Genomic DNA, 24,863 nt, shown 5'->3' with positions numbered 1-24,863 from the left:
AGCGGTCTAGATTGGAAAATACGACTTCCTTGTCGTGGTTACTTTTAATTATAGATAAAGCCTAAATGAGTTGATTTAACATCTCTGCATCGTAGACGGTTAGTGGCTTTTTAGTCCGTATTTTCTCAACATAATCGGGGTTAGCTATCAGTGGTCTTCCAATTGCGACTAAGTTAGCATCACCTTGACTTATGGTCATGCTGCCATTTTCTGCGCTATAGCCACCACAAGCGATAATGGTTCCGTGGTATAGGCTTTTAATGTACTGGGTTACGCTACCTTGTAACTGTGCCTGATAAGTGTCTTCGAACATACCGGTATGAACGTAGCTCAAATTACAATCATTTAGACGTTGAAGTAGGTGGTTAGAAACAAGAATATCCCGTTCATCATGCTCGAGATTCAGATAGGCGACAGGAGATATACGGACGCCAACATGCTCAATGTTTTGTTTTACCGCATCGATAACGTTAAACAATATTTGGCTCATATTCTCAGCGCTTCCCCCCCAAGCATCAGTGCGTCGGTTGGTATCCCAATGTAAGAACTGATCGAGTAGATAACCGTTTGCAGCATGGAGCTCGACGCCATCAAAACCGGCTTCTTTGGCATTGGCAGCGGCATTAGCAAACTCAGTAACGATTAGCTCTATCTCCTGCTCCGTCATCTCTTTGGGGGTGCCATATTGCAAATTATCGGTGCGAGGTACACGTCCCTCAAGTGGTACTGCTGACGGAGCCCACGGCTGCTGTCCATTTAAATAAATTGGGTGCGAAACTCTGCCTGTGTGCCATAACTGAGCAAAGATTTTACCGCCGTTATCATGAACCTTATCGGTGACTTTTTTCCAGCCCGCTATATGTTCAGGCGCATAGATTGCGGGTGTATTGGGGTAGCCTTGGGCATTTGGGGAGATCATAAGCGACTCGGAAATGATTAAGCCAGTATCGGCTCGACGAGCGTAGTAGTTCATCATTGCTTCTGTTGGGACAAATTTATCATCTGCCATACTACGATTCATTGGTGCCATCACAATACGGTTCTTTAATCTCAGCTGTTCGCTTAGTTTATATGGCTTAAATAAGGGGCTGTATTTCATCGGTAGGATCTCTGCAAGGAAAGTTAATTGGGTTTTGCTGACTATAAGTGACAGAGAACAGGAATAGAATTAGACTAAAATGAATAGTATTAATTCCATAATGGAATTCTTGTGAAGACGAGAGTTTAGTTAGTCACTAAGGTGATCCGTATGGGGAACAGCTTAAACTCTGGAGGTTAGATGGATCAGTTAGGTGCGATGAGGGCATTTGTTCGTGTAGTACAAAGCGGCAGTTTTTCAGCCGCAGCCAGAGAGCAAAACACGACCCAAGCGACAATCAGCAAGAAAGTCGCTGCTCTGGAAAGTCTGCTAGGGGCGAAATTGCTCACTCGTAGTAGCAGAGAAAATTCGATGACCGAAGTCGGCACCGCATATTATGAAAGTTGTGTGGCGATTATTGGTGAGCTTGATGAAGCGCAGGCGCAAGTTCGATCGCAACAGGCATCGCCTAAAGGTGTGCTTCGTGTGGCGGCTCCAATTGTATTTGGCTGCCAATTTATCGCGCCATTTTTGAGTCATTTTCTCGAGTGTTACCCTGAGATAAAAGTGGATCTGATGCTCAGTGATAAGCACGTGGACTTAATTGCTGAAGGGATAGATGTGGCTATTCGAGCTAAGCAGCTTGAGGACTCATCGCTAATCGCAAGACATTTATTCGATAACCCCATGGTTGTCGTTGCATCGCCAGACTACTTAAAGCGCTTTGGTGAGCCAGAAGCGCCTCAGGAACTGAGAACTCATAACTGTATCGTCTACTCAATGTTAAAGTCGGTCAATATTTGGCATTTTGAGCAAGCTAAAGAAAGCGGTGATAAGATCTCTGTGCCTGTGAGTGGTAATTGTCGCTGTGATAATGGTGAGGCGATATTACAACTAGCCCTTGACGGCTTAGGAGTTGTTCAGCTGCCAATATGGATGGTCGATGAGCATATAAAAGAAGGAAACCTCAAAGCGATACTGTCAAATTACACCGCTAAACCATTACCTTTTAATGCTATCTATCCACAGAGCCGTTATGTGCCGTTAAAAGCTCGCTGCTTTATTGATTTCCTAAAGCAGCGTCTAGCCGAAAGCTCCAGCTATCGGTAAGCGAAAGCCAACACTTCTGTGTTGGCTTTTGATAAGGCTAAGCTCACTTTCTTCTACCTCAGTTACGATTAAAAGTAAGTGCCACGGATCGGGTAATTGTTTTCTGGGTCGCGGATAAAGCTTAGGCCAGATAATAAGATGGCCAGTTCAGGGCGCGCAAAGGGACCATTGGAAATATCTAACACTTGAACGAGCCCCTTATCATTGATGACAAACAATCCGGGCTCGGCAAAGGGATGGTCGGTTTCTTTCTCTGAGCGTGGGTGAGAGATATAAAGCCCAAGCTGCTGCATATTCTCGATAGTGAGATTGTAAGCGATAGGGAAGCTGACAGCTAAGTTGCTCTTATGAATCTGTGCTTGCTCTAGTGAATCAGCTGAAGCGGCTACGATATCGATGCCCAATTTTAGAAAATCGGCTGCAAATTTCTCCACTTCGTTGAGGTAGCGAGTACATAGTGGGCAGTGTTTGCCTCGGTAAATGATTACTAATCGCCAATCACTTCCCTGCGCTGGAGTCCCTAAAGCGATTGATTCTCCCGCTAGGGTAGGCAGTTGAATGCTAGGAAAGGGGGCTCCTGCAGTAAATTTCATTGATGACATATTATTACCCTTATCTGGTGGAACGTTGCTAATGTGTACTTATCTTTATGGAGGCCGATGGCGGCCTTCATCATTTACTTAAGTCAAAAAGGTTAGATTGAGATGTAATTGTAGCTGTCATCTTGATGGTTGCGTTTGCCTCGATACTTATCACTGAAGTTATCGGCCCAAATCGCCGTGGCATTTTGGTTTTGGTTCCAGTCAAATACAGTAGAACGATGGTTAATTTTCCAAATATCGCCTCGGCGTTCGAAGCGGAAATGATGTCGTCCGCCTAGAATTCCCTCTCTATCGACACCGTCCTCTTCATGTACATGATATGCCCAAACGTAAGCCTCTGCGGTTGCTGTATCGCCGTCGATCTCGATAAGAGGGTTGCTGATCCTGTGCTGAGTGACTTTTAAGGCTCTAAAGCCTTCCATTGCAGGCTCAACAAATTGATGAGCGTTATCATTATAGAAAAACAGATCTGGGAAAATAGGGTCTTGATGTTCTTCAATCGCATCTTCCCAGTAGGTTGACTTCATCAGTTCACCATCGACTCTGTCCAATGCTCGAGCGAACTTATACATAAGCTCGGTCATTTCTTGTTTATCTAATAGTTGCTGAAGTTTTTGCTGCATGTCCATGGTGTTAATCCTCGTGTCATTTTCATTTGGTTTAATTAGCCGCTGAAGTTGAAATTACCAAGTGAGTGAATTGGCTACTAAAGCGATGAGGAGATGTTAGCCATTCGATATCATCTTGATAAGTGCGGCTATATGCATAGCATCTATTCCATTGAGGAATGTTTTCGATTAATTATGTTTTACAGAGATTGGGGGGATTCGAAGGACATGAAAATCATTGTTGATTATTTTTTATGCAAACAAGGGGTTGGGTGAAGCTCTTTGCTTTTGTCTATGTGATAAAAAATTAATCGCTCACATTGGTTAATTTATTAGCTGGTGAGTTGTCTGTATTGGGGATATACTCCGCGATCGCGCCAATAGGAGGTTGGTCATTATACTGAGTTCTGCTTAGGGAAAATGAGTACCGATAAGTAGAAATAATGATATGCAGTAGAGGGATAGTGTGTTTTTAGTTTTGAGAAAGGTGCTAAATGAGCTTCTTTGATAATGCTGTGATTATATTGCTCCTGATTGGAGTCAGTTGTTTTTTCTCTATGTCGGAAATTGCCCTCGCGGCAGGGCGTAAAATTCGTCTGCGCCAGCTTGCATCTGAAGGGGACGCTCGAGCCGATAAAGTGTTGCTGCTGCAATCTCAGCCAGGTAACTTTTTTACTGTGGTACAGATAGGCTTAAATGCGGTCGCCATCATGGGGGGTATCGTGGGTGAGTCAGCTTTTACTCCCTATTTTCACTCGTTCCTATCGAGTTGGTTGAGTGGTCCTTGGCTAGATAAGATGAGCTTCTTGCTCTCTTTCGTCTTTGTAACGAGCTTGTTTATTCTGATTGCAGATCTGATGCCTAAACGTCTAGCCATGGCGTTTCCTGAAAAGGTCGCTATGACCTTTGTTGGCCCTATGATGGTCTGCATCGTGGTACTAAAACCTTTGGTTTGGTTCTTCAATGGTCTTGCGAATTTCGTGTTTCGAGTGTTTCAAGTTCAAACTGCCCGTAATGATGCGGTGACCTCAGATGATATTTATGCTGTGATGGATGCGGGCGCAGAAGCGGGTGTGCTTGATAAAGGCGATCAGCTGATGATGGAAAAAGTGTTTGAAATGCAAACTATTCCAGTAACAGCTGCCATGACGGCGCGTGAGAGCTTAGCGTATTTCTTGCTACAAGATAGTGAAGAGGAAATTAAAGCCAAGATTGCCCAGCAACCCCACTCTAACTTCTTAGTTTGTGATGAGCAGTTAGATACCGTTGTGGGTATTGTTAACGCTAAGAAATTACTTATCTGCCTAATTAACGGCGAGAAAATAAGCCTTACCGATAAAAAATTGGTGACCAACTGCTTTATCATTCCTGACACATTAAGCCTGTCAGAATCGATGGATTATTTTAAGAATAGTCGTGCAGATTTCGCGATTGTGATGAATGAATACTCTCTGGTCGTCGGTGTGGTGACGGCTAAAGACCTGCAAGATGCGGTGATGGGTGCTTGGTCTTTACCTGAAAGTGAAGAGCAGATCATTGCCCGCGATGAACGCTCTTGGCTGATGGATGGCGTAACGCCGATTATTGATGTTATGCGTGCGCTGGATATTGAAGAGTTTCCACAAAATCATAACTACGAAACTATCGCTGGTTTTATGATGTTTATGCTGCGTAAAATTCCAAAGTGCACTGACTCAGTAACACATGCGGGCTTTAAGTTTGAAGTGGTGGATGTGGATAGCTATAAAGTGGATCAGTTGTTGGTGACTCGTATTGAAGAGCCGACTATGGCTGAAGAGTTAGAGCTTAAAGCTTAAGAGTCATTCGCTGTCGCGATTACCTTAAACCGAGGTGGGTCAGTCTTGACTCACCGCCAATTTAGGTTTTTGCGCTCAGCAATTGACTAAGTGCTTTTCTTGAGCCTCTGCACAAGAGTGTATGGCATTACTGCGTGGGAGGTTAAAATAAAAAAGGCTAAACCCAGAGGTTTAGCCTTTCAATGTATATTGACTTCGTGCTGGGCTTACTCGCCCTGTTCGATACCTGCTCGGTTGATCAGGAACTGCGTTAGCAGTGGCACTGGTCGACCGGTTGAGCCTTTATTGGCTCCGCTGTTCCAAGCCGTACCTGCCACATCTAGATGGGCCCAGTTGTACTTCTTAGTAAAGCGAGACAGGAAGCAGGCGGCGGTAATTGAGCCAGCAGCACGACCACCTAAGTTTGTCATATCTGCAAATGGGCTTTCAAGGTGCTCTTGATACTCATCCCATAAAGGCATGCGCCACGCGCGATCACCACTTTGCTCACCAGCATTTAGCAGTTCATGGGCAAGTGGGTTATGACCTGAGAACAAACCCGATGCATGCTTACCTAAAGCGATGACACAGGCGCCTGTTAGGGTTGCGGTATCGACAACCAGTTCAGGGTCAAAGCGCTCGACATAGGTCAGGACATCACACAATACTAAGCGGCCTTCAGCATCGGTGTTTAACACCTCTACAGTTTGGCCTGACATAGTCGTAAGAATATCCCCTGGACGATAAGCGTTGCTTGAAGGCATGTTTTCACAGCCAGCCAAGATCCCGATAACGTTAATAGGTAGCTGCATCTGACATAGGGCCTTCATGGCACCGATAACACCTGCTGCGCCGCCCATGTCGTACTTCATCTCATCCATGGCTTCGCCAGGCTTAAGTGAAATACCGCCGGAGTCGAAGGTAAGGCCTTTACCGATTAAGACAATTGGCTTTTCGGTATTATCTACCGCACCCTTATATTCCATGATGGTCATAACAGACTCATTATGGCTACCACGACCCACTGCTAGGTATGAGTTCATGCCTAGAGCTTCCATCTGCTCTTCACCGAGAGTGGTTACTGTTAGATTCTCAGTATTTTCGGCGATTTGACGAGCTTGCGAGGCTAAGTAAGCTGGATTACAGATATTTGGTGGCATATTTGCCACATCGCGGCAAAGGTGCATGCCCGCAGAGACGGCCATACCGTGCTCGATGGCGCGCTCACCCACGGTCAATTCGCGGCGAGTCGGTACATTAAATACTAACTTACGCAGTGGACGACGAGTCTCGCCTTTGCGTGTTTTTAGTGCATCGAAGCTATAAAGGCTGTTTTGCGTGGTTTCAACGGCTTCACGTACTTTCCAGTAGGTGTCGCGTCCTTTAACATGTAACTCGGTAAGGAAACAAACTGCTTCCATAGAACCCGTTTCATTTAAGGTGTTGATGGTTTTGGTGATGATCTGCTTATATTGACGTTCATCAAGCTCACGCTCTTTGCCACAACCAACGAGTAAAACACGCTCGCTAAGTACGTTCGGTACATGATGAAGCAATAACATCTGTCCTGGCTTACCTTCCAAGTCGCCACGACGAAGTAAGTTGCTGATATAGCCTTCACTGATTTTATCTAACTGTTCGGCGATACCGGACAAGCGTCTTGGTTCGTATACACCAACAACGATACAAGCTGAGCGTTGTTTTTCTGGACTGCCGCTCTTTACGCTAAACTCCATGAGCTCTCCTAGATTCTTAAAGACAAATTTTATTATTTATTAGATAATGTCTGCTTATGCCCAAAAAGGGCCGAAATATGGCGCACTCAAGAATTTTCTTTTCGAGTGTTTTCCCTGGCCATGTTATGTAATTGTTGGTTACAAAACTACTAAAAGTAGACAGTCTACATGAAAGTTGTATTGATACCAGCATAAATGAAAGTTTGGAGACCGGATCCTCACTGTGATTGTATTTAGATACCTGATTCGAGAAGTTTTAAAAGCGCAAATCGCAGTACTTTTAGTGCTGTTAGCTATTTTTATTAGCCAACATTTTGTGCGTGTGCTTGCTGATGCCTCCGATGGCGAGTTTCCTGCATCGCTTGTTATGACCTTATTGGGTCTTAACATGCCATTTCTCACAGTTTTAGTGTTACCGCTAAGTCTTTTCTTAGGTATTTTGCTCGCCCATGGGCGCATGTATGCCGAGAATGAGATGGTTATTTTTCATGGCGTAGGGATCAGTGAGTGGTATATCACTCGGGTGACGCTATTGCTTGCGGTGATCAACATGGTGTTTACTGCATTTTTGTCTATCTATGTTGCGCCTTGGGCCGAGGAACAGCAGAATCAAGTGCTAGAACACGCCCAGTCTGAGGCTGGTCTGGCCGCGTTGACTCAGGGCCGCTTCCAAACCAGTCCTAATGGTCGTGCGGTACTGTTTGTCGAGCGCATTGGTCGTGATAACCAATTAGACAAGGTGTTTGTTGCCCAGTTACCAGAGCCTGATGATGAAACCGGCGTCGCCAATGTGGTGGTGGCACGTACTGGTAAAGTGGTCGAAGATGAGACCGGTGGTCAGCGTCTGCAGCTGGAAGAGGGTGTGCAGTATCAGGGCAATCCAAAGCGCGTCGATTATCAAGTTGTCGAGTTTGGTGGCTATCAAATGCAGATTAAAGAGCAAGAGGTGGATGAACGCCGCCGTAAGCTGTCTGCCATGCCAATTGGTGAGCTAATGGATATCGATAGCCCAGAAGCGACCGCAGAATTTCATTGGCGCTTAGCTATTCCGCTGGCGATCCCGCTGATGACTCTGATTGCAGTGCCTATGGCACGAGTGAATAATCGCCAAGGTAAATTTGCTAAGATGTTCCCTGCGATTCTACTCTATTTAGGCTATTTTGGTTTGATGGTGGCTGGACGTAAGTCACTCGAAGATGGGGTGATCCCACAGTATCTAGGTATGTGGTGGATCCATGCTTCCGCGCTCTTTATTGGTATATTATTGCTCGGTAAAGAGCGGCCACTCGGTGCTAAAGTCACAGGCTTATTTAAGCGTAAGAAGGCGGCCAAAGCATGAGAATATTAGATTTTTATATCGCTAGAACTCTGATTAGTACCTCATCTTTAGCCTTGCTGGTGTTAACGGGTTTATCTGGCATTATTAAGTGGGTTGACCAGCTACGTTTGGTGGGGCGTGGTACTTACACCATGATGGATGCTGGCGTCTATGTGCTGTTTTTGATCCCAAGGGATATTGAGCTGTTTTTCCCTATGGCCGTGTTACTCGGTGCCTTGATTGGTATGGGCATGCTAGCCTCTAACTCTGAGTTAGTGGTGATGCAGTCTGCGGGCTTGTCTCGTTTACAGATCACCATGTCGGCAATGAAAACGGCGATTCCACTGATGATTATTGTCATGATGCTAACCGAATGGGTTGCGCCTGTTGCTGAGCTTAGGGCTAAAGAGATCAAACGTACCAATGTGTCAGGTGGTAAGTTAATTGAATCTAACCGTGGGATCTGGGCAAAAGATGGGCCGTTATTCGTTAATATTGGCGGTGTGGTCGATAGTGACCGCCTGCGAGATATTACCCTGTATGAGTTCAACGATACTACTAACTTAACCAGTACCGTACACGCGGATTATGCTGAGTATAAGGATAAGTATTGGCAGCTGACAGATGTGAGAAGAACCACGTTTAAAAATGAGCAGGTAGTGCTAACTAACCTCGAAGAGGATAAGTGGGTTTCCTCACTGACCCCTGAAAAACTGAGTGTGGTATCGGTTAAACCTGAGTCGTTGTCGATAGCAGGCTTACTCGATTATCTCGATTATTTGAAAAATAACAATCAGGCATCTGAACGTTATGAGTTAGCACTGTGGCGCAAGTTGTTGCAGCCAGTAACCGTTGCGGTAATGATGCTGGTCGCCCTGTCGTTTGTATTTGGACCGCTTAGAACCGTTACCATGGGCGCGCGAGTGTTGCTTGGGGTTGTGGCAGGATTTAGCTTCTATATCTGTAGTGAGATTTTTGGGCCACTAAGTATCGTTTACGGTTTACCCGCCTTTATTAGTGCTGGCATGCCCGCATTGCTATTTAGTATTGGCGCACTCTACTTTATTAGGAAGTAATCCTTCTTAGCTGCTATACAGCAATCATAAAAAAGCCAATCAACAGATGAAGTCTGTGATTGGCTTTTTTGTTATGCTTTTCTGTTGCGTCTTAGGAGAGAGCTGAGATCTAAGATGCTAAATATGTATTGCTAGCGTGTTGCTTCTTGCTAGAGGTGTAGTTTAAACACCGTGCCAGTTACGCATCTGATTGGCTTCTTTAGAGAGCACAACCACTTCTGAGCGAGTCATCATATCCTGTAGGGCTAACTTATCCCTGTTAATTAGGATCCATAAGTTGCCCACCCCTAGCAGTGACCAAACCAATCTAGCCGCCGCAGTGACCATACTCAGGTTTTGACCATTCGGATGCTGGATCTTGAGCCGCCATGCTCGCATCCCTAATGTTTGACCGCCTTTGCTCCAAAAACTGATATAGAACAGACCCACACAGGCCATAATCCAGCACTGGTAGATACCTTTATATAGCGGCGTGTTATTGAGCAGGTCTGAAACATGCTCAAAGCCTGCCATATCGATTAAGCCACTGCTGGTTAAGCCGATAAAAATACCAAAACCTATGGCGCCAGCCACCATATACACGGCGACGGCAAGTAACAGATCATAAACGATAGCACCGCAGCGCTTAAAAAAGCCTGCTCGTGGAAAGTTAGCGTGTTCGTTATTAGGCATGTAATGAGTCGTCATTGATATCACTTATTATTAGGTCTATTGGATGGTGATGGCGAATACTGGCTCAAATGTTATGACTTTTTGGGTTCATCTTTGATGTAGTAGATGTCACTAAAGCCAAATCGTGCAAACTCTTTAGCGCGAAAATCTTTTACTGCAGATGAACCTTTTGAGGTCATAGCGATCTGCTGCTCCATCATGAGGTATTGCGTTAAATCAACGCCTTCAGCCGCGGCAACGGCCTCATAGATGTCATGATATTTGTCGTAAGCAAAGTTAATCTCTTTCGCTTGGTTCTTAAACTTATAGGTAATTCTGGTTGCCATGTTTAGCTTCTCTAATGAAATTGCCTCTATGATAGCAAATCTTGGCTATAAGGTATAAACCATATAGCAAGCATCATCTGGATAGGCAGAAAGATCTTTGGCAATGCTTTTTGCTTTGAAACCCTGTTTAGCCCAGTAATGATGCGCACCTTGTACGGCTACTAGAGAGATATTGGGGTAGTTGTGACTGTGGGCAAACTCTATCAGGCTGGTTAATGCGGCTCGTCCCGCTCCTTTCCCCTGTGCCTTCGAAGACAGTGCAATATCATGTAAGTAGAGCGTATTTGGCTTGTCTACCTTAGTCAATAGTTGCTCGAGCGAGGGCGGGCTATCTTGAAGCCAAGGGTGAGCAAGGCAATAACCTATTACCTCATCTTGTGATTCCAGCACAAAACAGCTTTTAGGTGATACCTTCCACTTGCTCTGCAGTACCTCTAGAGATTCAGGTTCTATCTGTGGGTAGCACTCGAGTTGGATTTGCAAAATGTGTGGCCAATCGGATGGCGCTATACTGCGTAATTGCATAAAAAGATCCTAAATAGGGGCGTTTATTATTCCCATTAGCAAAGGACTGCTAATGGGAATATTGTCACTCTAGCGCGACAGGTAACGGGTTTCTAGGTGTTTTTTGAAGTGAGTAGGGTTGAGCGTCTCACCTGTAGATTGACGCATTAGCTCGTCGATACTGAGTAAGCTGCCTTGAGACCAGATGTTATCGTTTAACCAGCCCATGACGCTGGAGAGATTACCTGAGTCGATTTGACTTTCTACGCAGCCGAGCTCTGTTTCCATCGCACTTCTAAACTGCGCCGCATACATAGCGCCTAAGGTGTAACTGGGGAAGTAACCCAGCTCGCCTACTGCCCAATGGATATCTTGCATACAGCCATTCCTGTAATCACCATCGGTATTGATCCCCAATAGTGACAGCATCTGCGTCGACCAAAAATCAGGGAGATCTGCAACCGCAAGCTCGCCAGTAACCAGCGATTTTTCAGCCTCAAAACGCAATAAGATATGACAAGGGTAGGTCACCTCATCGGCATCAACTCGAATAAGCTCAGGCTTGACACGAGTGTAGATGTTGGTCAATTGACTGTGGGTCAGTGGGCTACTTAATATGCTGGTTAAATGAGGTTCTATCAGCTTAAGAAAAGCGGAGCCGCGGCCAATTTGCATCTCGCAAAATAGACTTTGGCTCTCGTGCAGCGCCATAGAGCGAGCAACACCGGCAGGTTGACCACGCCACGTCTTAGGTAAACCCTGCTCATATTTAGCATGACCCGTTTCATGGACGATTCCCATTAAGCCACTGGTAAAGTCAGCCTCATCGTAACGGGTAGTTAAACGCACGTCACTGGCAACGCCGCCACAGAAAGGATGGCTACTGATATCGAGTCGGCCGTGGTTAAAATCAAAACCTAAGATATTCATGATCTCTCGTCCCAGCTTGGCCTGACTCTCTGCGCTGGCGTTAGGGATAGTGAAATTAGGCTCTGATTTTTGTTTATCTTGCACTTGTTGAATTAACTGAGGCAACCAGCTCTTGAGATTGCCAAAGATCTGCTCAAGGTTTGCAGTCGTCATACCTGGCTCGAATTTATCGAGTAGCGCATCGTAAGGAGAGACATTTTGTGCCTCGGCGCGAATAGTCGCTTCCTCTTTGACGAGTAGCATTAGGTTTTCGAGATTAGGCTTAAAACCCTGCCAGTCGTTATCTCTGCGCTGCTGTCGCCAAGCTTGCTCACAGCGATAGGCGGCTTTCGTTTTAGCTTCAACAAGCTCACCAGGGACAACATTCGCCTGAAGGTACTGATAACGCATCTCCGCAAGGTTAGCTTGTTGTTGCTTCGTCAGCGGCAACTCTTTTGCGTCATTAATTGTCTGCGCCAGCATGGGGGCTGTCTTTAGGGAGTGAATATGTTTGGCCAGTTCAGCCATTGCTGCGCCGCGTGCTTCCCCACCTCCCATAGGCATCATGGTGGCTTGATCCCAATCTCCCAAGGCGCTTAGGTGCTCGAAATGACTAATGCTTTGAAAGTGTTTAACTAATGTGTCGTAATGCGAGTTGCTTTTTGCGCTCATTATGTCTGATTTCAATCCAATTATTTGCCGTTATGCTAGCACATAATTTTGTTTTCTAATGGTTATTTCCTCAGTACGCACAGAACAAGGGTTGAGTTTGATAGTCTTGATCTACTGATGAAAAGCACAACCGCTTGCTGACGCTGTCCTACCTGAATGAAATAAAAAAATCTTTGCATTTTTATACTTTTTCTCGGCATTTAAATTCAACATTGGCTTAGAGGGGAGCGTATATTTTTTCTCTTAAAATTGATGCATTTCTGTTGCAGTGGTCATTTTGAGCTCCTTGATAATACTTTTGAACTATTATTCAGCTTAAATGTAATTACAAAATATTACACCTGTTAATGAATTGTTATTGGTTAAGGGCTGTGCTAGGTTAATTTTCGTGTTCCGGTTTTTTTAACCAATAAACCACTAAAATTAAGTTTAAAAAACTAACAATAAATTGGGCTTAGGTTTGCGGCCTAATATCAAGATTTTGGAGCGAATAAATATGAGATTAACAAAAATAGCTACGGCTCTAGTCGCCTTATCTGTGGGAGTTTCAGCTGGCGCTTCGGCTAGCGAAAGATATGTTATTCAGGTCGATAATGATAAGAAAGGCGTGGTTAAAGCTCTTGCTAAGAAGCTTGGCGGGGAGCTGAACCTAGATGGTAATGGTTTTATCGCGGCGACTTTTTCAGGAAAGGACCTATCTCAAGTTAAAGGGTTACTCAATAATCCACATGTTAAGTTAGTCGAGGTGGATCAGCCCCGTTTTCTGATGTCGTTCAGCGATGATGCGGGTAATCCAATGACTCAGCAAGTCACTCCTTATGCCGTTTACCAATCAAACGTTAATGATATAGGCTTCAATGCCAGCGCCGGTATGAAGGTCTGTGTTATCGATTCTGGCTTAGATAGAAGTAATCAAGACTTTGTCTGGAACAATATTAGTGGTGATAACGATAGCGGCACAGGCAACTGGGATGAAAATGGTGGCCCTCACGGTACACACGTAGCCGGTACGATTGGCGCTGCAGATAATAATGTCGGTGTTGTGGGTATGGCACCGGGCGTTGATATGCATATCATTAAAGTATTCAATGCCGATGGTTGGGGTTATTCATCAGATCTTGCTCATGCTGCAAACCTATGTAGTGATGCGGGCGCAAACATCATTAGCATGAGTTTAGGTGGTGGGGGCTCTAACTCTACCGAGTCTAATGCGTTTCAATCATTTAGTGATGCAGGCGGTCTAGTGCTTGCCGCAGCGGGTAATGATGGTAACAGTGTTCGCTCATATCCTGCGGGTTACCCTTCGGTGATGATGATTGGTGCAAATGATGCAAATGATGCCATTGCTGATTTTTCTCAATTCCCAAGTTGTACCACGGGACGCGGCAAGAAGCAGCGCACCGATACCAGCATCTGTGTCGAGATCGCGGCAGGCGGTGTCGATACCCTATCAACCTATCCAGCAGGTATGGCAACGGCCTCTAATATGAGTGTTGATGGTAATCCATTAGCCAGTTCTGCAATGGAGAACTCAGGCTCAGTCAATGGTAGTACCTACTTTATGGGGACGGCCGAAGCGACAGACTCAAATGCGAATGGTAAGGTCTGTGTTATCGACCGCGGCGCAATCTCATTCCATGATAAGGTGCTGAACTGTGAAACCTCGGGTGGTGTCGGTGCCATTATTATCAATAATGAGCCAGGTATGCTTTACGGCACCTTAGGCGATACAAATGCTACGTCGATTCCAGCTGTGGGTGCGACATATGAAGATAGAGCGGCAATTGTTGCTGCGAGCAGCGCAGAGATCTCAATCGGTACATCTGATTACGGCTTTATGAGCGGAACCTCAATGGCGACACCTGCGGTATCGGGGATTGCGGCGCGTGTTTGGTCAAACCATAACCAGTGTCGTGGTGAAGAGATCCGTGCGGCACTAAATGCGAGCGCAAGAGACTCGGGTGCTAGCGGCCATGATGTGTACTTCGGTCACGGTATTGTTGATGCAGCGGCCGCCGATGCATATCTAACCGCAAATGGTTGTTCTGGCGGTGACGGTGGTGGGGATCCTGGTACTGGTGATGGACTGAGTGTAACCACCAATCACTATAAGCAAAGAGGTGTTAAGGTTGTTGAGCTGAACTTTAGTGGCGCAGCGGGTAGTAGTGTCGATGTTTATCGTAACGGTACTCAAATCGATACCGCCTCTAGTTCTGCGACTTATACCGACAGGATTAGTACTAAAGGTGGCGGAACCTATACTTACAAGGCCTGTGATAGCGGCACATCAACTTGTAGTGCAGATGTCAGCGTGACTTTCTAAGTTATTTTGCATAATAAAAAAGGCCTGCTTGATGCAGGCCTTTTTTATGTTTGAGCAAGTTTATGTTTAAACAAGGTTGAATGCGTACTTTTTGATGGGCCCTGAGTCGGAACTTATAGTGCTTGCAGTATCGTTAGTGCTGGCTGTAGGTTTTTTGGCCAAACTTGATAGGCTTTATGATGTTTAATCAAAGAGCTCTTCTTATTACCAGGACTGAGCAGTAAGTTGTGGCGATAAGCAATCTCGGCAAACTTGGTTTCATCGGCACGAACATAAAGGGTAATTGGTTTGATAATCTCATCACCATCAATGCGCTGACTAAATTGCTCATCAGAAATAACCAGGCTATTACAACCATCGCTATCAAGCTTTAGCTTCTTGGTGACCTCTTCGTCAGTGATGACAATCCAATCTTGGCTTTCAAGCTCAGCTAACATTGTTTTGAGAGACAGACCTAGACCGGTTTGCTTGTCGCTAATATAGCTATATTGCGCTTGGATCTTCTCGAGCAATGTCTTAAGTTCAGCACCCGCGCCCATGCTACGGCCTTGACGGATCCACAGGGTTAAGTCATCGGCAACCAGTTTTGAAAAAGTGCGTTGCTTTAATGCGGTTACCATCCAGCTGCAAAGAAAATGACTCTCAGCCGCTGGTGTTCTTACGCTGCTACTCTTAGCGCTCGCTTCTGAAAGAGCTTCGAGTCCCGCTGTGGCGAACTCTAATACAGCTTGGTTATAGGTGATATCTGACATGAATTCTCCGCCGTGTTGAAATGGTAAAAGAGACGGCAATGGGATTATACCTAATGGTGTAATAAGTACGAAATTAACTTGTACTCAATATGCCGAACGAAATATTTGCTTGCTAAATAATCGCTGTGATTAAAAAAGGCACCGAAGGGTGCCATTTTTGTTCATAAAATAATTCGGTGTCCGTACAGCGATTATTTTATCTTCTTAATTTTTGCTGGTGATGAGTTTTTCACTTTTACCCGGCGACCTTGCATGTTCTTCTCTGCAATCACCTGCGCACCAGCGTTATCGACACGCTGCTGTTTCTTGGCGAAGCTACGGCGCTTTTGCAGCTGTTTGATCAATAGATCGCGGCTGCCAACTTCGTAACCTGGAATACTAATACGGCGTAGCTGCTGACCGATTAACTTTTCGATATCAGCAAGAGTACGCTCTTCTTCACGGCTGACAAATGAGATCGCCACGCCCGACTTACCTGCACGACCAGTACGGCCAATGCGGTGAACATAATCTTCAGCAAGGAAAGGTAGATCGTAGTTAACTACGTACTCTAGACCTTGAATATCGAGTCCGCGAGCAGCAACTTCAGTTGCTACTAACACGCGCATTTTGCCCTCTTTAAACTCACGAAGAGCACGGCGACGGCTACCTTGGGCTTTTTCACCGTGAACAACCGCCGTAGGAATACCATCAAGGTTAAGCTCTTTTTCAAGCTTGTCGGCAGCATCGCGGGTTGCGGTAAAGACTAGCACTTGTCGCCAGTTTTTCTTGCCGATAAGCTCTGACAATAGCTCACGCTTACGGCGCTGTTCTACAGGGTAAACCACTTGGCTTACCGTTATCGCAGTGGTGTTTTGCTTGTCGGCTGCAATCACATTTGGCTTAACCATCATCTCGTTAGCAAGTTGCTTTACTGCCGATGAGAAAGTAGCTGAGAACAGCAAGTTTTGGCGCTTCTTGTTTACAGCCTGCAGAATCTTTTGAATATCGGCACTAAAGCCCATATCTAACATGCGGTCTGCTTCATCGAGTACTAGCGACTCAACGTTTGACAGGCTTAGGTTACAGGCAACAATGTGCTCAAGCAGGCGCCCAGGCGTTGCGATAATGATATCTGCACCGCGCTTTAATTTGGTTGCCTGAGTATCTGTCTTTACACCACCGAAAACAGTCACGACTTTGACGTCTAGGTATTTGGCGTAATCATTGATGTTGTCAGCAATTTGCATTGCCAGCTCACGAGTCGGGGTCAAGATCAATGCTCGTGCATTTGAACGGCCCGTGGTGCTTGGGTTATCTATCATTTTTTGCAAGATAGGCAGCGCGAAAGCGGCGGTTTTACCCGTACCAGTTTGTGCACTTGCAAGTACGTCTTGGCCGCGACGAACGGCAGGGATCGCTTGCTGCTGAATTGGTGTCATTTTTTCATAACCACATTCAGAGATTGCGCGCAAAATCTCAGGAGCAAAACTAAAAGATTCAAATCTCATGATTGAGGAGTCCTATGTTCAACAATTCAATTGCTAACAGGCAGAGCTAGCATTCTATCTATACCATTAAAATGGCGGTGGCGGAGTATAGCAAACTTTTATACTGACTGGTATTAGATTAAAACCTGCACTTTTTTCGTTACACCCCTAGGGAGTAGCATAAAAAAGCAGCGCTTAAACGCTGCTTTTTATTAATTAACAATAAAATGCTTAAATAGACGCAGTCACTTTAGTTAACCAGTCTAAATCATCACCCTGCATAAATGGCGAAAGCTTTTCTCTAACCTGCTGATGATATTGGTTAAACCAGCTAATTTCTGCATCCGTCAAATAGCTTTTATCAATCAAGCGAGCGTCCATTGGAATAAAGGTTAACGCCTCAAATTCCAACATCTCTCGTTCGCTATTAGCTAAGGCTTCACAAGGGCGGACGGCGATTAAGTTTTCTAAACGAATGCCAAACTCATCGGCGCGGTAGTAGCCAGGCTCGTTCGATAGCACCATACCTTCGAGTAGTGCGACATTTGAGCGACCCTTAGCTATGCCTTGTGGGCCTTCATGAACACTCAAGTAATGGCCGACGCCATGGCCTGTGCCATGATCAAAATCGTAGCCGTGTTGCCACAGGTATTGGCGAGCAAATGAGTCGAGCTGCATGCCGCTTGTGCCTTTTGGGAACTTGGCTTGATCGATTGCGATATGCCCCTTAAGTACTAAGGTCACCATCTTTCTTTGCTCATCGGTAACATCGCCAATGGCAATGGTACGGGTGACATCTGTGGTGCCATCTAAATATTGTGCGCCAGAGTCAACAAGGTAGATGCTGTTCATCTGCATTTGTGCTGGCGTGCCATTGTTGTGGTTATAGTGGCACATAGCCGCATTACCACCGGTTGCAGAAATCGTATCGAAGCTTGGTTCTTGATACATAGGGTCGGCTAGGCGGAAGCTTTCAAGCTTTTCGGCAAGCACGGCTTCATCATAGAGGCGGTTCGTGGCAACTTCGCGGTCTAACCAAGCAAGGAAGCGACTCACAGCCACGCCATCACGAATATGGCAGGCTTTCATGCCAGCCAGTTCAGCTTCGTTTTTCTGCGCTTTAGGCAAGGCTACCGGATCGCTACCGGCAATTAGCTGTGCGCCAGCAGCTTGGGCGGTTAGTTGTAGCCATGCGTTACAGCTATCAGGACTGGCTAACACTTTACTGCCGTTTAAGTTGGTCAGCTCTGCCGCCAATTCTGATTCCGCTTTAAAGCTGACGCCTTCACCAACGTGATCGAGAATATTTTCAGGTAACTTGTTGAGATCGGTGAATAACAACATATCGCCATTGGCGTGCAGTAGCGCTGTGCCCAATACCACGGGTAAACAAGGAATGTCTTTACCGCGAATATTGAGTAACCAACAGAACGAATCGAGCGCCGAGATAATGGCAATGTCCGCTCCCTGTTTCTTGATCTCTAAGCCGATGGTTCTACGTTTCTCTAAGCTGCTTTGTCCCGCACTTTGCTCGCTAAACAGCATTACAGGGCTAGATGCAGGTGTGGGTCTGTCCTGCCAATTTAGATCTATTGGATTTTGCGCGACCTGAGTGAGTTCGATTTGCGCCTTAGCAAGCTCGAGATGGGTTTGGTTAAACCAGGCTAATGTGTGCAGGCGAGCATCGAAACCGACTTTGGCGTTTGCAGCTAGTTGCTCAATTAACCATTGAGCTTGTGGCGTTTCATGTAGGCTTAAATATTCAAATAGTTCGGCGTCCACTTGCTGGCGCACCTGCACCGTGTAGCGGCCATCGACAAAAATTGCAGCGCTGTCCTTGAGGACGATAATCATCCCTGCCGAACCCGTAAAGCCACTAGCCCATAGCATGCGCTCATTATGCTCTGGTACGTATTCGCCTAAATACTCATCGGCCCGTGGAATAATAAAAGCATCTAGATTGGATTTAGCCATCTCTGTGCGAATGGCGTTGAGGCGTGCTGCAATTGTATTTGACATTCAAACTCCGTTATCAGCCTTCGAGCCCCGTTAATGTATGGACTTGAGGCTGTTTATTTTTGTACGAATTTAGCGCGGAGGTTATCACAAACCGCTTTTGCTGGGGAGGTTCGCGGCACATTTTAATCTGGCGACTTTAATGCATGTGTTAACCAAACTGGTCAAATTGTTTATAAATCTGAGTGGGCATGCCAGTATGGGGCGAGTGACTCATGTGATCATGCTGACTAAAAACTATCAACAGGAGCATAGGTTTATTCCATTTAATGTCTGGCTATTAACACTCGCGCAGGCGTTCGCCATGAGTGCCACCCCTATGATGATGTTACTCGGTGGTTTAATTGGCGCCGATATCGCGCCTTCTCCACAGATGGCAACACTTCCCATCGCCTCTATGGTGATAGGTCTCGCGTTGTCAGTACTGCCAGTTTCAAGACTGATGCAACGATTTGGTCGTAAACCTGTATTTATTGGAGGGGCCTTACTCGGTGCGTGCTCAGGTCTTGTCGCAGCGTTTGCGACTTCACAGCAAAACTTTGTTCTATTTTGCCTCAGTGCAGCGATGCTCGGCGCTGCGGGAGCTGTGGTGCAGCAGTATCGCTTTGCGGCGATGGAGTCGGTTGCTGAACCTATGATAGCTAAGGCCGCTTCAAGGGTGTTGCTCGGTGGCCTCGTTGCAGCCGTTATAGGTCCAGAGCTCGCCATATTGGGAGCTAAGCTCTGGCCACAGGCTTATGTTGGTGCATTTTTCTTCCTTACCTTGGTGAGTCTTATTGCTGCGGTGATCTTGGGTTTTTACCGAGAGAACGAACTTGAAAGAGAATGGAGTACGCCGTTGGTTCAAGATAAGGCGCGCCCTTTAACCGAGATTTTAGCTCAGTCACAGCTGTGGGTTGCTGTTGCTGGAGCTACCTTAGGTTACGCCATGATGAGTTTCGTGATGACAGCGACCCCATTACATATGCATCATGTTGAGCACCACTCTCTTGAAGACACTAAATGGGTGATACAGAGCCATATTATTGCCATGTACTTGCCCTCCCTATTTAGTGGCATATTAGTGGCACGTTTGGGCGTCTCTAAGATGATGTTGCTCGGTCTGCTAGCCTATCTCGTTACCATTATTAGCGCACTCATAGGACGTGAACTACTTAACTATTGGGCTGCCTTGGTTTTGCTCGGCATAGGGTGGAATTTTTTGTTTGTTGCTGGTACATCACTGCTGCCTAGGTGTTATGACAAGAGTGAGCGTTATAAGGTGCAATCCTTTAACGACAGTTTTGTGTTTGGTGCACAGGCGATGGCATCACTCTGTGCTGGCTGGGTGATCCACCTGCTAGGCTGGAACATGTTACTAATAAGCTGTCTTCCTTTGATAGCGGTTCAATTACTGCTTGTCTTATGGTGGAAGTGGAGTAGGAGCCAGCAGGCATCGAGACTTTAATCTCGTGTTTGCCGTTTATTTACTGTTTTTGGTATGGATTCTTTAAAGCAAAATTGCTTAAAATTAAAGCTGTTGCAGTAAGTTTTCTGCGCTCTAGTAGGGGCTAACTCTTTCTTATGTTAGAATTTTGTTGGATTGTGGCGCAGGTTTTTGAATCGGGTATTTCTGCATTAATGGGGTGGTAAATGCAAACGTTAACAATAGATATTAGTGGTTCTAAAGCCTTATTCGAGATCGATATTCAAGGTCGAATTGAGCAGTATAAAATTGCTGTGGCAGAAAACTTCACTTTGGAGAGTTTAAACGCGCAGATATCCGAACTAGAGCAGGACTATGGCCTGAATGACTACGCTCTGGGAGTTGCCGTACCTGGATTGGTGCGGGCACAGGAGCTGGTCTCATGCCAGTCTTTACCGGGCCTTAAGGGGTTAAGTGCTACGAAGTTAATCACTAAGGCTAGTCGTATTCTCATTGCCAACGACTGCGATGCCGGATTACAGGCCTTAGTTGATCCTAAGCAAGTATGTGAGTTGCTGGTGATGTGCGATATGGGGATCGGCCTATCGATTGCCATCAACGGCGTCCCTTTTACTGGCGCATCTGGAATGGCGGGGGAGTTGGGGCACAGTCGTTTGATGACCGAGTTTGGTGAGTTTAGCTTAGAGCAAGTCGCGAGTGGCGCAGCGATTAAACGCCGTAATTGGACTCGCAATGACGATGTCGCGCGAGCGGGCAGTTATATCGGTGCGAGTCTAGCTTGGGTGGTAAACCTATTTAATCCGTCTCGGATCTACCTTGCTGGTAGCTTGATGGATAACCCTCATTACTATCAAGCCTGTTTGGCTTCAATTAAAGAGATGGCGCTGCCGATCCCTATGGGGCAGGTGAAAATTAACCGCGTCGATGACCGCGAGACCATTGTTTGTCGTGGCCTTAAGGTTATGTTGGCTAAATAAGGTTTAAATCTAAAGCAGTGACAGCGTGGCCGTCGCTGCTTCAATCTAATCTGAATATTACTCAGCTTTAGCTTGGTTCATCTACAATGACAAAGCCTCGACTTCTTTCGACATCCGTTGTTGCCATCGCCTTTAATAATGCCGAACTATCTACCCATACCCAGTTTTGGTAAGTATTGGAGACATCCATTATCAAAAAAGAATCTGAATCACGGTGATAAGCTACTATGGGAGAGAAGTGCCCGGCTCCTTTCTGTTTTAAGCTAGCTCTAGAATAATTCCCAATCACATAGGTTTTTTGCTGTTGCAGTGCCAAGATAAGGCGTTGCTTTATCATCGCGACATAATCTGTGTTCGGCAACTGGTTAGCTTCGACATGGGTTTTAGATGTATGAAAGTCTAGGGACTGAGCTAACGCTTCGAACTCAGTTAACTGCATACCTAACTCACTAGTGAATTTAGTCGCCTTAGGCCTACCCAGTAATTGCGATTTTGTCAGCGTACTGCTGGCTAAAATCGTCGCCTGACTATAGCGGTGAAACAGTGGGCTAACTCCTTTTGGAAAGTAAGAAGCTTCCTCCTTGCTGACCAAGCGAGGATCTTGTGGGATCTGTGCGTTGTCGCCGTTGACTCTGAGCGCATTGGCGATAATTGTCATCGAGGCTGCGCCGCAAAAAACCTTGTTCTCTTGGCCTTCAAAGTGTGGTGCTAAGCGGAAAAAGTCTTGATTAAACTCGGCGAGTACGAGACGGCTTTTCCCCTCATCGCTGGACCAGTCAATGACTTGAGCTGTCACACTTTGCCATAGGATTATCAAAATCCCCCCTAGATAAATACTGGCTAAACTTAGGCGTCTTTTTATCTGCATCTTTTTTCTCTATGTAACAGTGACTGAGCTGAGTTGCATGCTGCCCTGTTACAACTTTCTAAGCATCACTAGTGATCTTAGTGATTGGCTGTACTTAGGTGATGGATGGGGAATTGTAAAAGTGAGAGGGGCAGTGGAAGAGTTCGCTACATAGCTCATGTCAGCGGTGCAGTTATCGGTATTCAAACGACAATTATTTGCACTTTAACTGATTTATTACTGACGCTTTGTATATTTTATGCTAGAAAGTGGGGCATATAAGTGTGCCATTGCGATTGAGTCAAACCATAGAGCCTTATTTAGGTTTTATTGTATTTAAGTATAAATAATTAAAAGTTAAGGGTAAGCATATGACCTTAGGTGTTGGCGGTTCTACCGCAGAGCAGGAATTAGCAAAACTAACCGATATGACTAAAGGTGTAGAGCCTATCAGTCGTGAAGAGTACCAAGCTCGTATCGCTAAGGCGCAAGCCATCATGAATGAGCAAGGTATTGCCGCTATTTACCTAAATGCAGGCACTAACCTTTACTATTACACAGGTACTCGTTGGTATGCCAGTGAGCGTATGGTGGGGGCTATTCTTCCAGCAACTGGTGATGTTGAATATATCGCGCCTGCATTCGAAGTTGATACCTTAAATGGTTACATGGTCATTGGTGGTAAAGTAAACACTTGGCAAGAAGATGAAAGCCCATTTGCCTTGTTTGGGAATGTACTGGCTAACATGGGAATTGCGTCAGGTAATATTGGCATCGATGAATCTGCTGCATTCTTTATCTTTGATGGCGTGCGTCAAGAGCACCCACAGTATAACTATGTCAACGCTAAGCCCGTGACTGCCGGTTGTCGTATGATCAAGTCGGCTGTTGAGCTAAGCCTGCTACAGCGCGCTAAAGATATGACTATGGAAGTGCATAAAGCGGTAGCACGTATTTTGCGTGAAGGTATTACGACTAGTGAAGTGGAAGCCTTTATCAACGCCGCGCATATTAAAGTGGGCATTCCTGCTGGATCATATTTTTGTATCGTACTATTTGGCGAAGACAGTGCCTACCCACATGGCGTTAAGTCACCTAAGGCATTAGAGCTGAATGATACCGTATTGATCGATACAGGTTGTCAGCTACATGGCTATAACTCTGATATCACTAGAACATACGTATATGGTGAGCCTAGCCCACGTCAACGTGAGTTGTGGCAATTTGAGCAAGATGCACAAATCGCAGGATTTGAAGCGGCGCAAATTGGCGCAACCTGTGCCAGTGTTGACCGTGCTGCTCGTGATGTACTCGAAGCGGCAGGTTTTGGCCCAGATTATGATGTGCCGGGTCTACCACATAGAACTGGTCACGGCGTTGGTCTAGATATTCATGAATGGCCATACTTGGTACTGAACGATCACACTCCACTTGAAGCGGGTATGTGCTTCAGTAACGAGCCAATGCTATGTGTACCAGGCGAGTTTGGTGTACGTCATGAAGATCACTTCTATATGAGCGAAGAAGGTCCTGTGTGGTTTACTAAACCTGCGTACTCAATTGATGACCCATTTGGCTACGAAGCGTAATAACTATTATGTCTGGTCATAAGCAACGAGACATCAATGGCTATGTGTACCAGGCGAGTTTGGTGTACGTCATGAAGATCATCTCCTCATACAAGAGTATATGAGCGAAGAAGGCCCTGTGTGGTTTACTAAACCTGCGCACTCAATTGACGACCCATTTGGCTACGAAGCGTAATAACTATTATGTCTGGTCATAAGCAACGAGACATCAATGGCTATGTGTACCAGGCGAGTTTGGTGGGCGTCATGAAGACCATCTCCTCATACAAGAGTATATGAGCGAAGAAGGCCCTGTGTGGTTTACTAAACCTGCGCACTCAATTGACGACCCATTTGGCTACGAAGCGTAATTTGCTTTAAGTAATCAAATTAATAATAAAAAAGCCCGAATAGTTATCTATTCGGGCTTTCTTTTAATGATTGTTTAACCCTTTCTTTAGTCGATACTGATTAGCTCAACATCAAAAATCAGGGTTGAACCACCAGAGATCTTACCTGCGCTACGATTACCGTATGCCAGTTCACTTGGTATAAAGAAACGCGCTTTCTCGCCGACAACCATCAACTGTACGCCTTCTGTCCAGCCTTTAATCACGCGATTAAGCGGAAATGCAATTGGCTCGCCACGCTCAACAGAGCTATCGAAAACAGTACCATCGATTAGCGTACCGTGATAGTGAACGGTCACAGTGTCGCTAGCCTTTGGATGTATCGTGCCAGTGCCCGGTTCGATAACCTGATATTGCAGGCCAGAAGCTGTGGTCGTGACGCCATCTTTAAGCTTGTTCTCAGCAAGAAAAGTACTGCCCAAGGCGATATTTTCTTTGGCAGCTTTTTGGTTATTCATCGATGTAAAAAAGTAGAAAACAACACACGCAATTACTACAACAGCTAAAACCATTCTCATTTTCGAGCCACCTTGTTTTGATTTGACCGCCTATGATAACGAATCGCTATCTTGAGGTAAATCTCGGCACATTCTTTAACAATACAGTTTATAGGGCTTTAGAACTTGGGGGCGGATGAGCTTTGGTTTTTAAGGAAATAACTTATTAAT

At 45.6% G+C, this 24,863-nt stretch carries 21 protein-coding genes; 8 read left to right on the top strand and 13 right to left on the bottom strand.

Annotated elements, in window-relative coordinates:
• Positions 1-61: 61 nt before the first annotated feature.
• Entirely contained in the window at positions 62-1,099 is a 1,038-nt protein-coding gene (locus tag JMA39_RS04055) for an alkene reductase (protein WP_202720548.1), read from the bottom strand.
• 180 nt (positions 1,100-1,279) lie between these two features.
• On the opposite strand from JMA39_RS04055, the gene JMA39_RS04050 reads away from it, so the two are divergent.
• Positions 1,280-2,188: a LysR family transcriptional regulator gene (locus JMA39_RS04050; RefSeq protein ID WP_202720547.1), complete on the top strand. Its 909-nt coding sequence runs from the start codon at positions 1,280-1,282 to the stop codon at positions 2,186-2,188.
• 68 nt (positions 2,189-2,256) lie between these two features.
• Here JMA39_RS04050 and JMA39_RS04045 read toward each other — a convergent pair whose 3' ends face one another.
• On the bottom strand, positions 2,257-2,790 hold the full coding sequence (locus JMA39_RS04045) for a redoxin domain-containing protein (RefSeq protein ID WP_202720546.1): 534 nt from the start codon (positions 2,788-2,790) through the stop codon (positions 2,257-2,259).
• Between the two features lie 92 nt (positions 2,791-2,882).
• Entirely contained in the window at positions 2,883-3,419 is a 537-nt protein-coding gene (locus JMA39_RS04040; protein WP_202720545.1) for a nuclear transport factor 2 family protein, read from the bottom strand.
• A gap of 473 nt (positions 3,420-3,892) precedes the next feature.
• Between JMA39_RS04040 and JMA39_RS04035 the strand changes: the two genes are divergently transcribed.
• Positions 3,893-5,215 carry a hemolysin family protein gene (locus tag JMA39_RS04035; protein WP_202720544.1) on the top strand — a complete coding sequence of 441 codons (1,323 nt, stop codon included), beginning with the start codon at positions 3,893-3,895 and terminating at the stop codon, positions 5,213-5,215.
• 206 nt (positions 5,216-5,421) lie between these two features.
• Here JMA39_RS04035 and pepA read toward each other — a convergent pair whose 3' ends face one another.
• The gene (gene pepA, locus JMA39_RS04030) at positions 5,422-6,930 is read right to left on the bottom strand and encodes a leucyl aminopeptidase (RefSeq protein ID WP_202720543.1); all 1,509 of its coding nucleotides are present in this window, start codon (positions 6,928-6,930) and stop codon (positions 5,422-5,424) included.
• Between the two features lie 223 nt (positions 6,931-7,153).
• Here pepA and lptF point away from each other — a divergent pair, with 223 nt between their 5' ends.
• Together lptF and lptG are read left to right on the top strand one after the other, a co-directional pair.
• On the top strand, positions 7,154-8,269 hold the full coding sequence (lptF, locus tag JMA39_RS04025; RefSeq protein WP_202720542.1) for an LPS export ABC transporter permease LptF: 1,116 nt from the start codon (positions 7,154-7,156) through the stop codon (positions 8,267-8,269).
• Positions 8,266-9,324, top strand: a complete 1,059-nt coding sequence (lptG, locus tag JMA39_RS04020) for an LPS export ABC transporter permease LptG (RefSeq protein ID WP_202720541.1) — start codon at positions 8,266-8,268, stop codon at positions 9,322-9,324. Before lptF ends, lptG begins: the two co-directional genes overlap by 4 nt.
• A gap of 162 nt (positions 9,325-9,486) precedes the next feature.
• Here the strand turns inward: lptG and JMA39_RS04015 are convergent, their stop codons facing one another.
• The 4 genes from JMA39_RS04015 to JMA39_RS04000 all read right to left on the bottom strand — a co-directional run bounded on the left by JMA39_RS04015 (position 9,487) and on the right by JMA39_RS04000 (position 12,407).
• The gene (locus tag JMA39_RS04015) at positions 9,487-9,996 is read right to left on the bottom strand and encodes an RDD family protein (protein WP_202720812.1); all 510 of its coding nucleotides are present in this window, start codon (positions 9,994-9,996) and stop codon (positions 9,487-9,489) included.
• 71 nt (positions 9,997-10,067) lie between these two features.
• A complete protein-coding gene (locus tag JMA39_RS04010; protein ID WP_202720540.1) occupies positions 10,068-10,322 on the bottom strand; it encodes a DUF2960 domain-containing protein in 255 nt (84 codons plus the stop codon).
• 45 nt (positions 10,323-10,367) lie between these two features.
• A complete protein-coding gene (locus JMA39_RS04005) occupies positions 10,368-10,847 on the bottom strand; it encodes a GNAT family N-acetyltransferase (protein ID WP_202720539.1) in 480 nt (159 codons plus the stop codon).
• A 69-nt stretch (positions 10,848-10,916) separates the two neighbouring features.
• The gene (locus JMA39_RS04000) at positions 10,917-12,407 is read right to left on the bottom strand and encodes a carboxypeptidase M32 (protein WP_202720538.1); all 1,491 of its coding nucleotides are present in this window, start codon (positions 12,405-12,407) and stop codon (positions 10,917-10,919) included.
• Between the two features lie 496 nt (positions 12,408-12,903).
• On the opposite strand from JMA39_RS04000, the gene JMA39_RS03995 reads away from it, so the two are divergent.
• Positions 12,904-14,730 (top strand): S8 family serine peptidase, encoded by a 1,827-nt coding sequence (locus JMA39_RS03995; RefSeq protein ID WP_202720537.1) that lies wholly within the window; start codon positions 12,904-12,906, stop codon positions 14,728-14,730.
• Positions 14,731-14,843: 113 nt separating this feature from the next.
• On the opposite strand, the gene JMA39_RS03990 is transcribed toward JMA39_RS03995, so the two are convergent.
• The 3 genes from JMA39_RS03990 to JMA39_RS03980 all read right to left on the bottom strand — a co-directional run bounded on the left by JMA39_RS03990 (position 14,844) and on the right by JMA39_RS03980 (position 18,970).
• Positions 14,844-15,482 carry a DUF2913 family protein gene (locus JMA39_RS03990; protein WP_202720536.1) on the bottom strand — a complete coding sequence of 213 codons (639 nt, stop codon included), beginning with the start codon at positions 15,480-15,482 and terminating at the stop codon, positions 14,844-14,846.
• Between the two features lie 191 nt (positions 15,483-15,673).
• Positions 15,674-16,972 (bottom strand): DEAD/DEAH box helicase, encoded by a 1,299-nt coding sequence (locus JMA39_RS03985; RefSeq protein WP_202720535.1) that lies wholly within the window; start codon positions 16,970-16,972, stop codon positions 15,674-15,676.
• A 210-nt stretch (positions 16,973-17,182) separates the two neighbouring features.
• Complete coding sequence (locus tag JMA39_RS03980; protein ID WP_202720534.1) at positions 17,183-18,970, bottom strand: aminopeptidase P family protein; 1,788 nt, start codon at positions 18,968-18,970, stop codon at positions 17,183-17,185.
• A 196-nt stretch (positions 18,971-19,166) separates the two neighbouring features.
• On the opposite strand from JMA39_RS03980, the gene JMA39_RS03975 reads away from it, so the two are divergent.
• Positions 19,167-20,414: an MFS transporter gene (locus JMA39_RS03975; protein WP_237732593.1), complete on the top strand. Its 1,248-nt coding sequence runs from the start codon at positions 19,167-19,169 to the stop codon at positions 20,412-20,414.
• 185 nt (positions 20,415-20,599) lie between these two features.
• On the top strand, positions 20,600-21,370 hold the full coding sequence (locus JMA39_RS03970) for an ROK family protein (protein ID WP_202720533.1): 771 nt from the start codon (positions 20,600-20,602) through the stop codon (positions 21,368-21,370).
• Positions 21,371-21,437: 67 nt separating this feature from the next.
• On the opposite strand, the gene JMA39_RS03965 is transcribed toward JMA39_RS03970, so the two are convergent.
• Entirely contained in the window at positions 21,438-22,238 is an 801-nt protein-coding gene (locus JMA39_RS03965; protein ID WP_202720532.1) for a phytochelatin synthase family protein, read from the bottom strand.
• Between the two features lie 350 nt (positions 22,239-22,588).
• On the opposite strand from JMA39_RS03965, the gene JMA39_RS03960 reads away from it, so the two are divergent.
• Complete coding sequence (locus tag JMA39_RS03960; protein ID WP_202720531.1) at positions 22,589-23,806, top strand: M24 family metallopeptidase; 1,218 nt, start codon at positions 22,589-22,591, stop codon at positions 23,804-23,806.
• Between the two features lie 436 nt (positions 23,807-24,242).
• On the opposite strand, the gene JMA39_RS03955 is transcribed toward JMA39_RS03960, so the two are convergent.
• Positions 24,243-24,713 (bottom strand): FKBP-type peptidyl-prolyl cis-trans isomerase, encoded by a 471-nt coding sequence (locus JMA39_RS03955; protein ID WP_202720530.1) that lies wholly within the window; start codon positions 24,711-24,713, stop codon positions 24,243-24,245.
• Positions 24,714-24,863: the final 150 nt, after the last annotated feature.

The organism is Shewanella schlegeliana, assembly GCF_016765635.1.
Taxonomy (GTDB): domain Bacteria; phylum Pseudomonadota; class Gammaproteobacteria; order Enterobacterales; family Shewanellaceae; genus Shewanella; species Shewanella schlegeliana.
The sequence above is the reverse complement of the archived record's forward strand: the minus strand, read 5'-3'. Positions and strand labels throughout refer to the sequence as shown.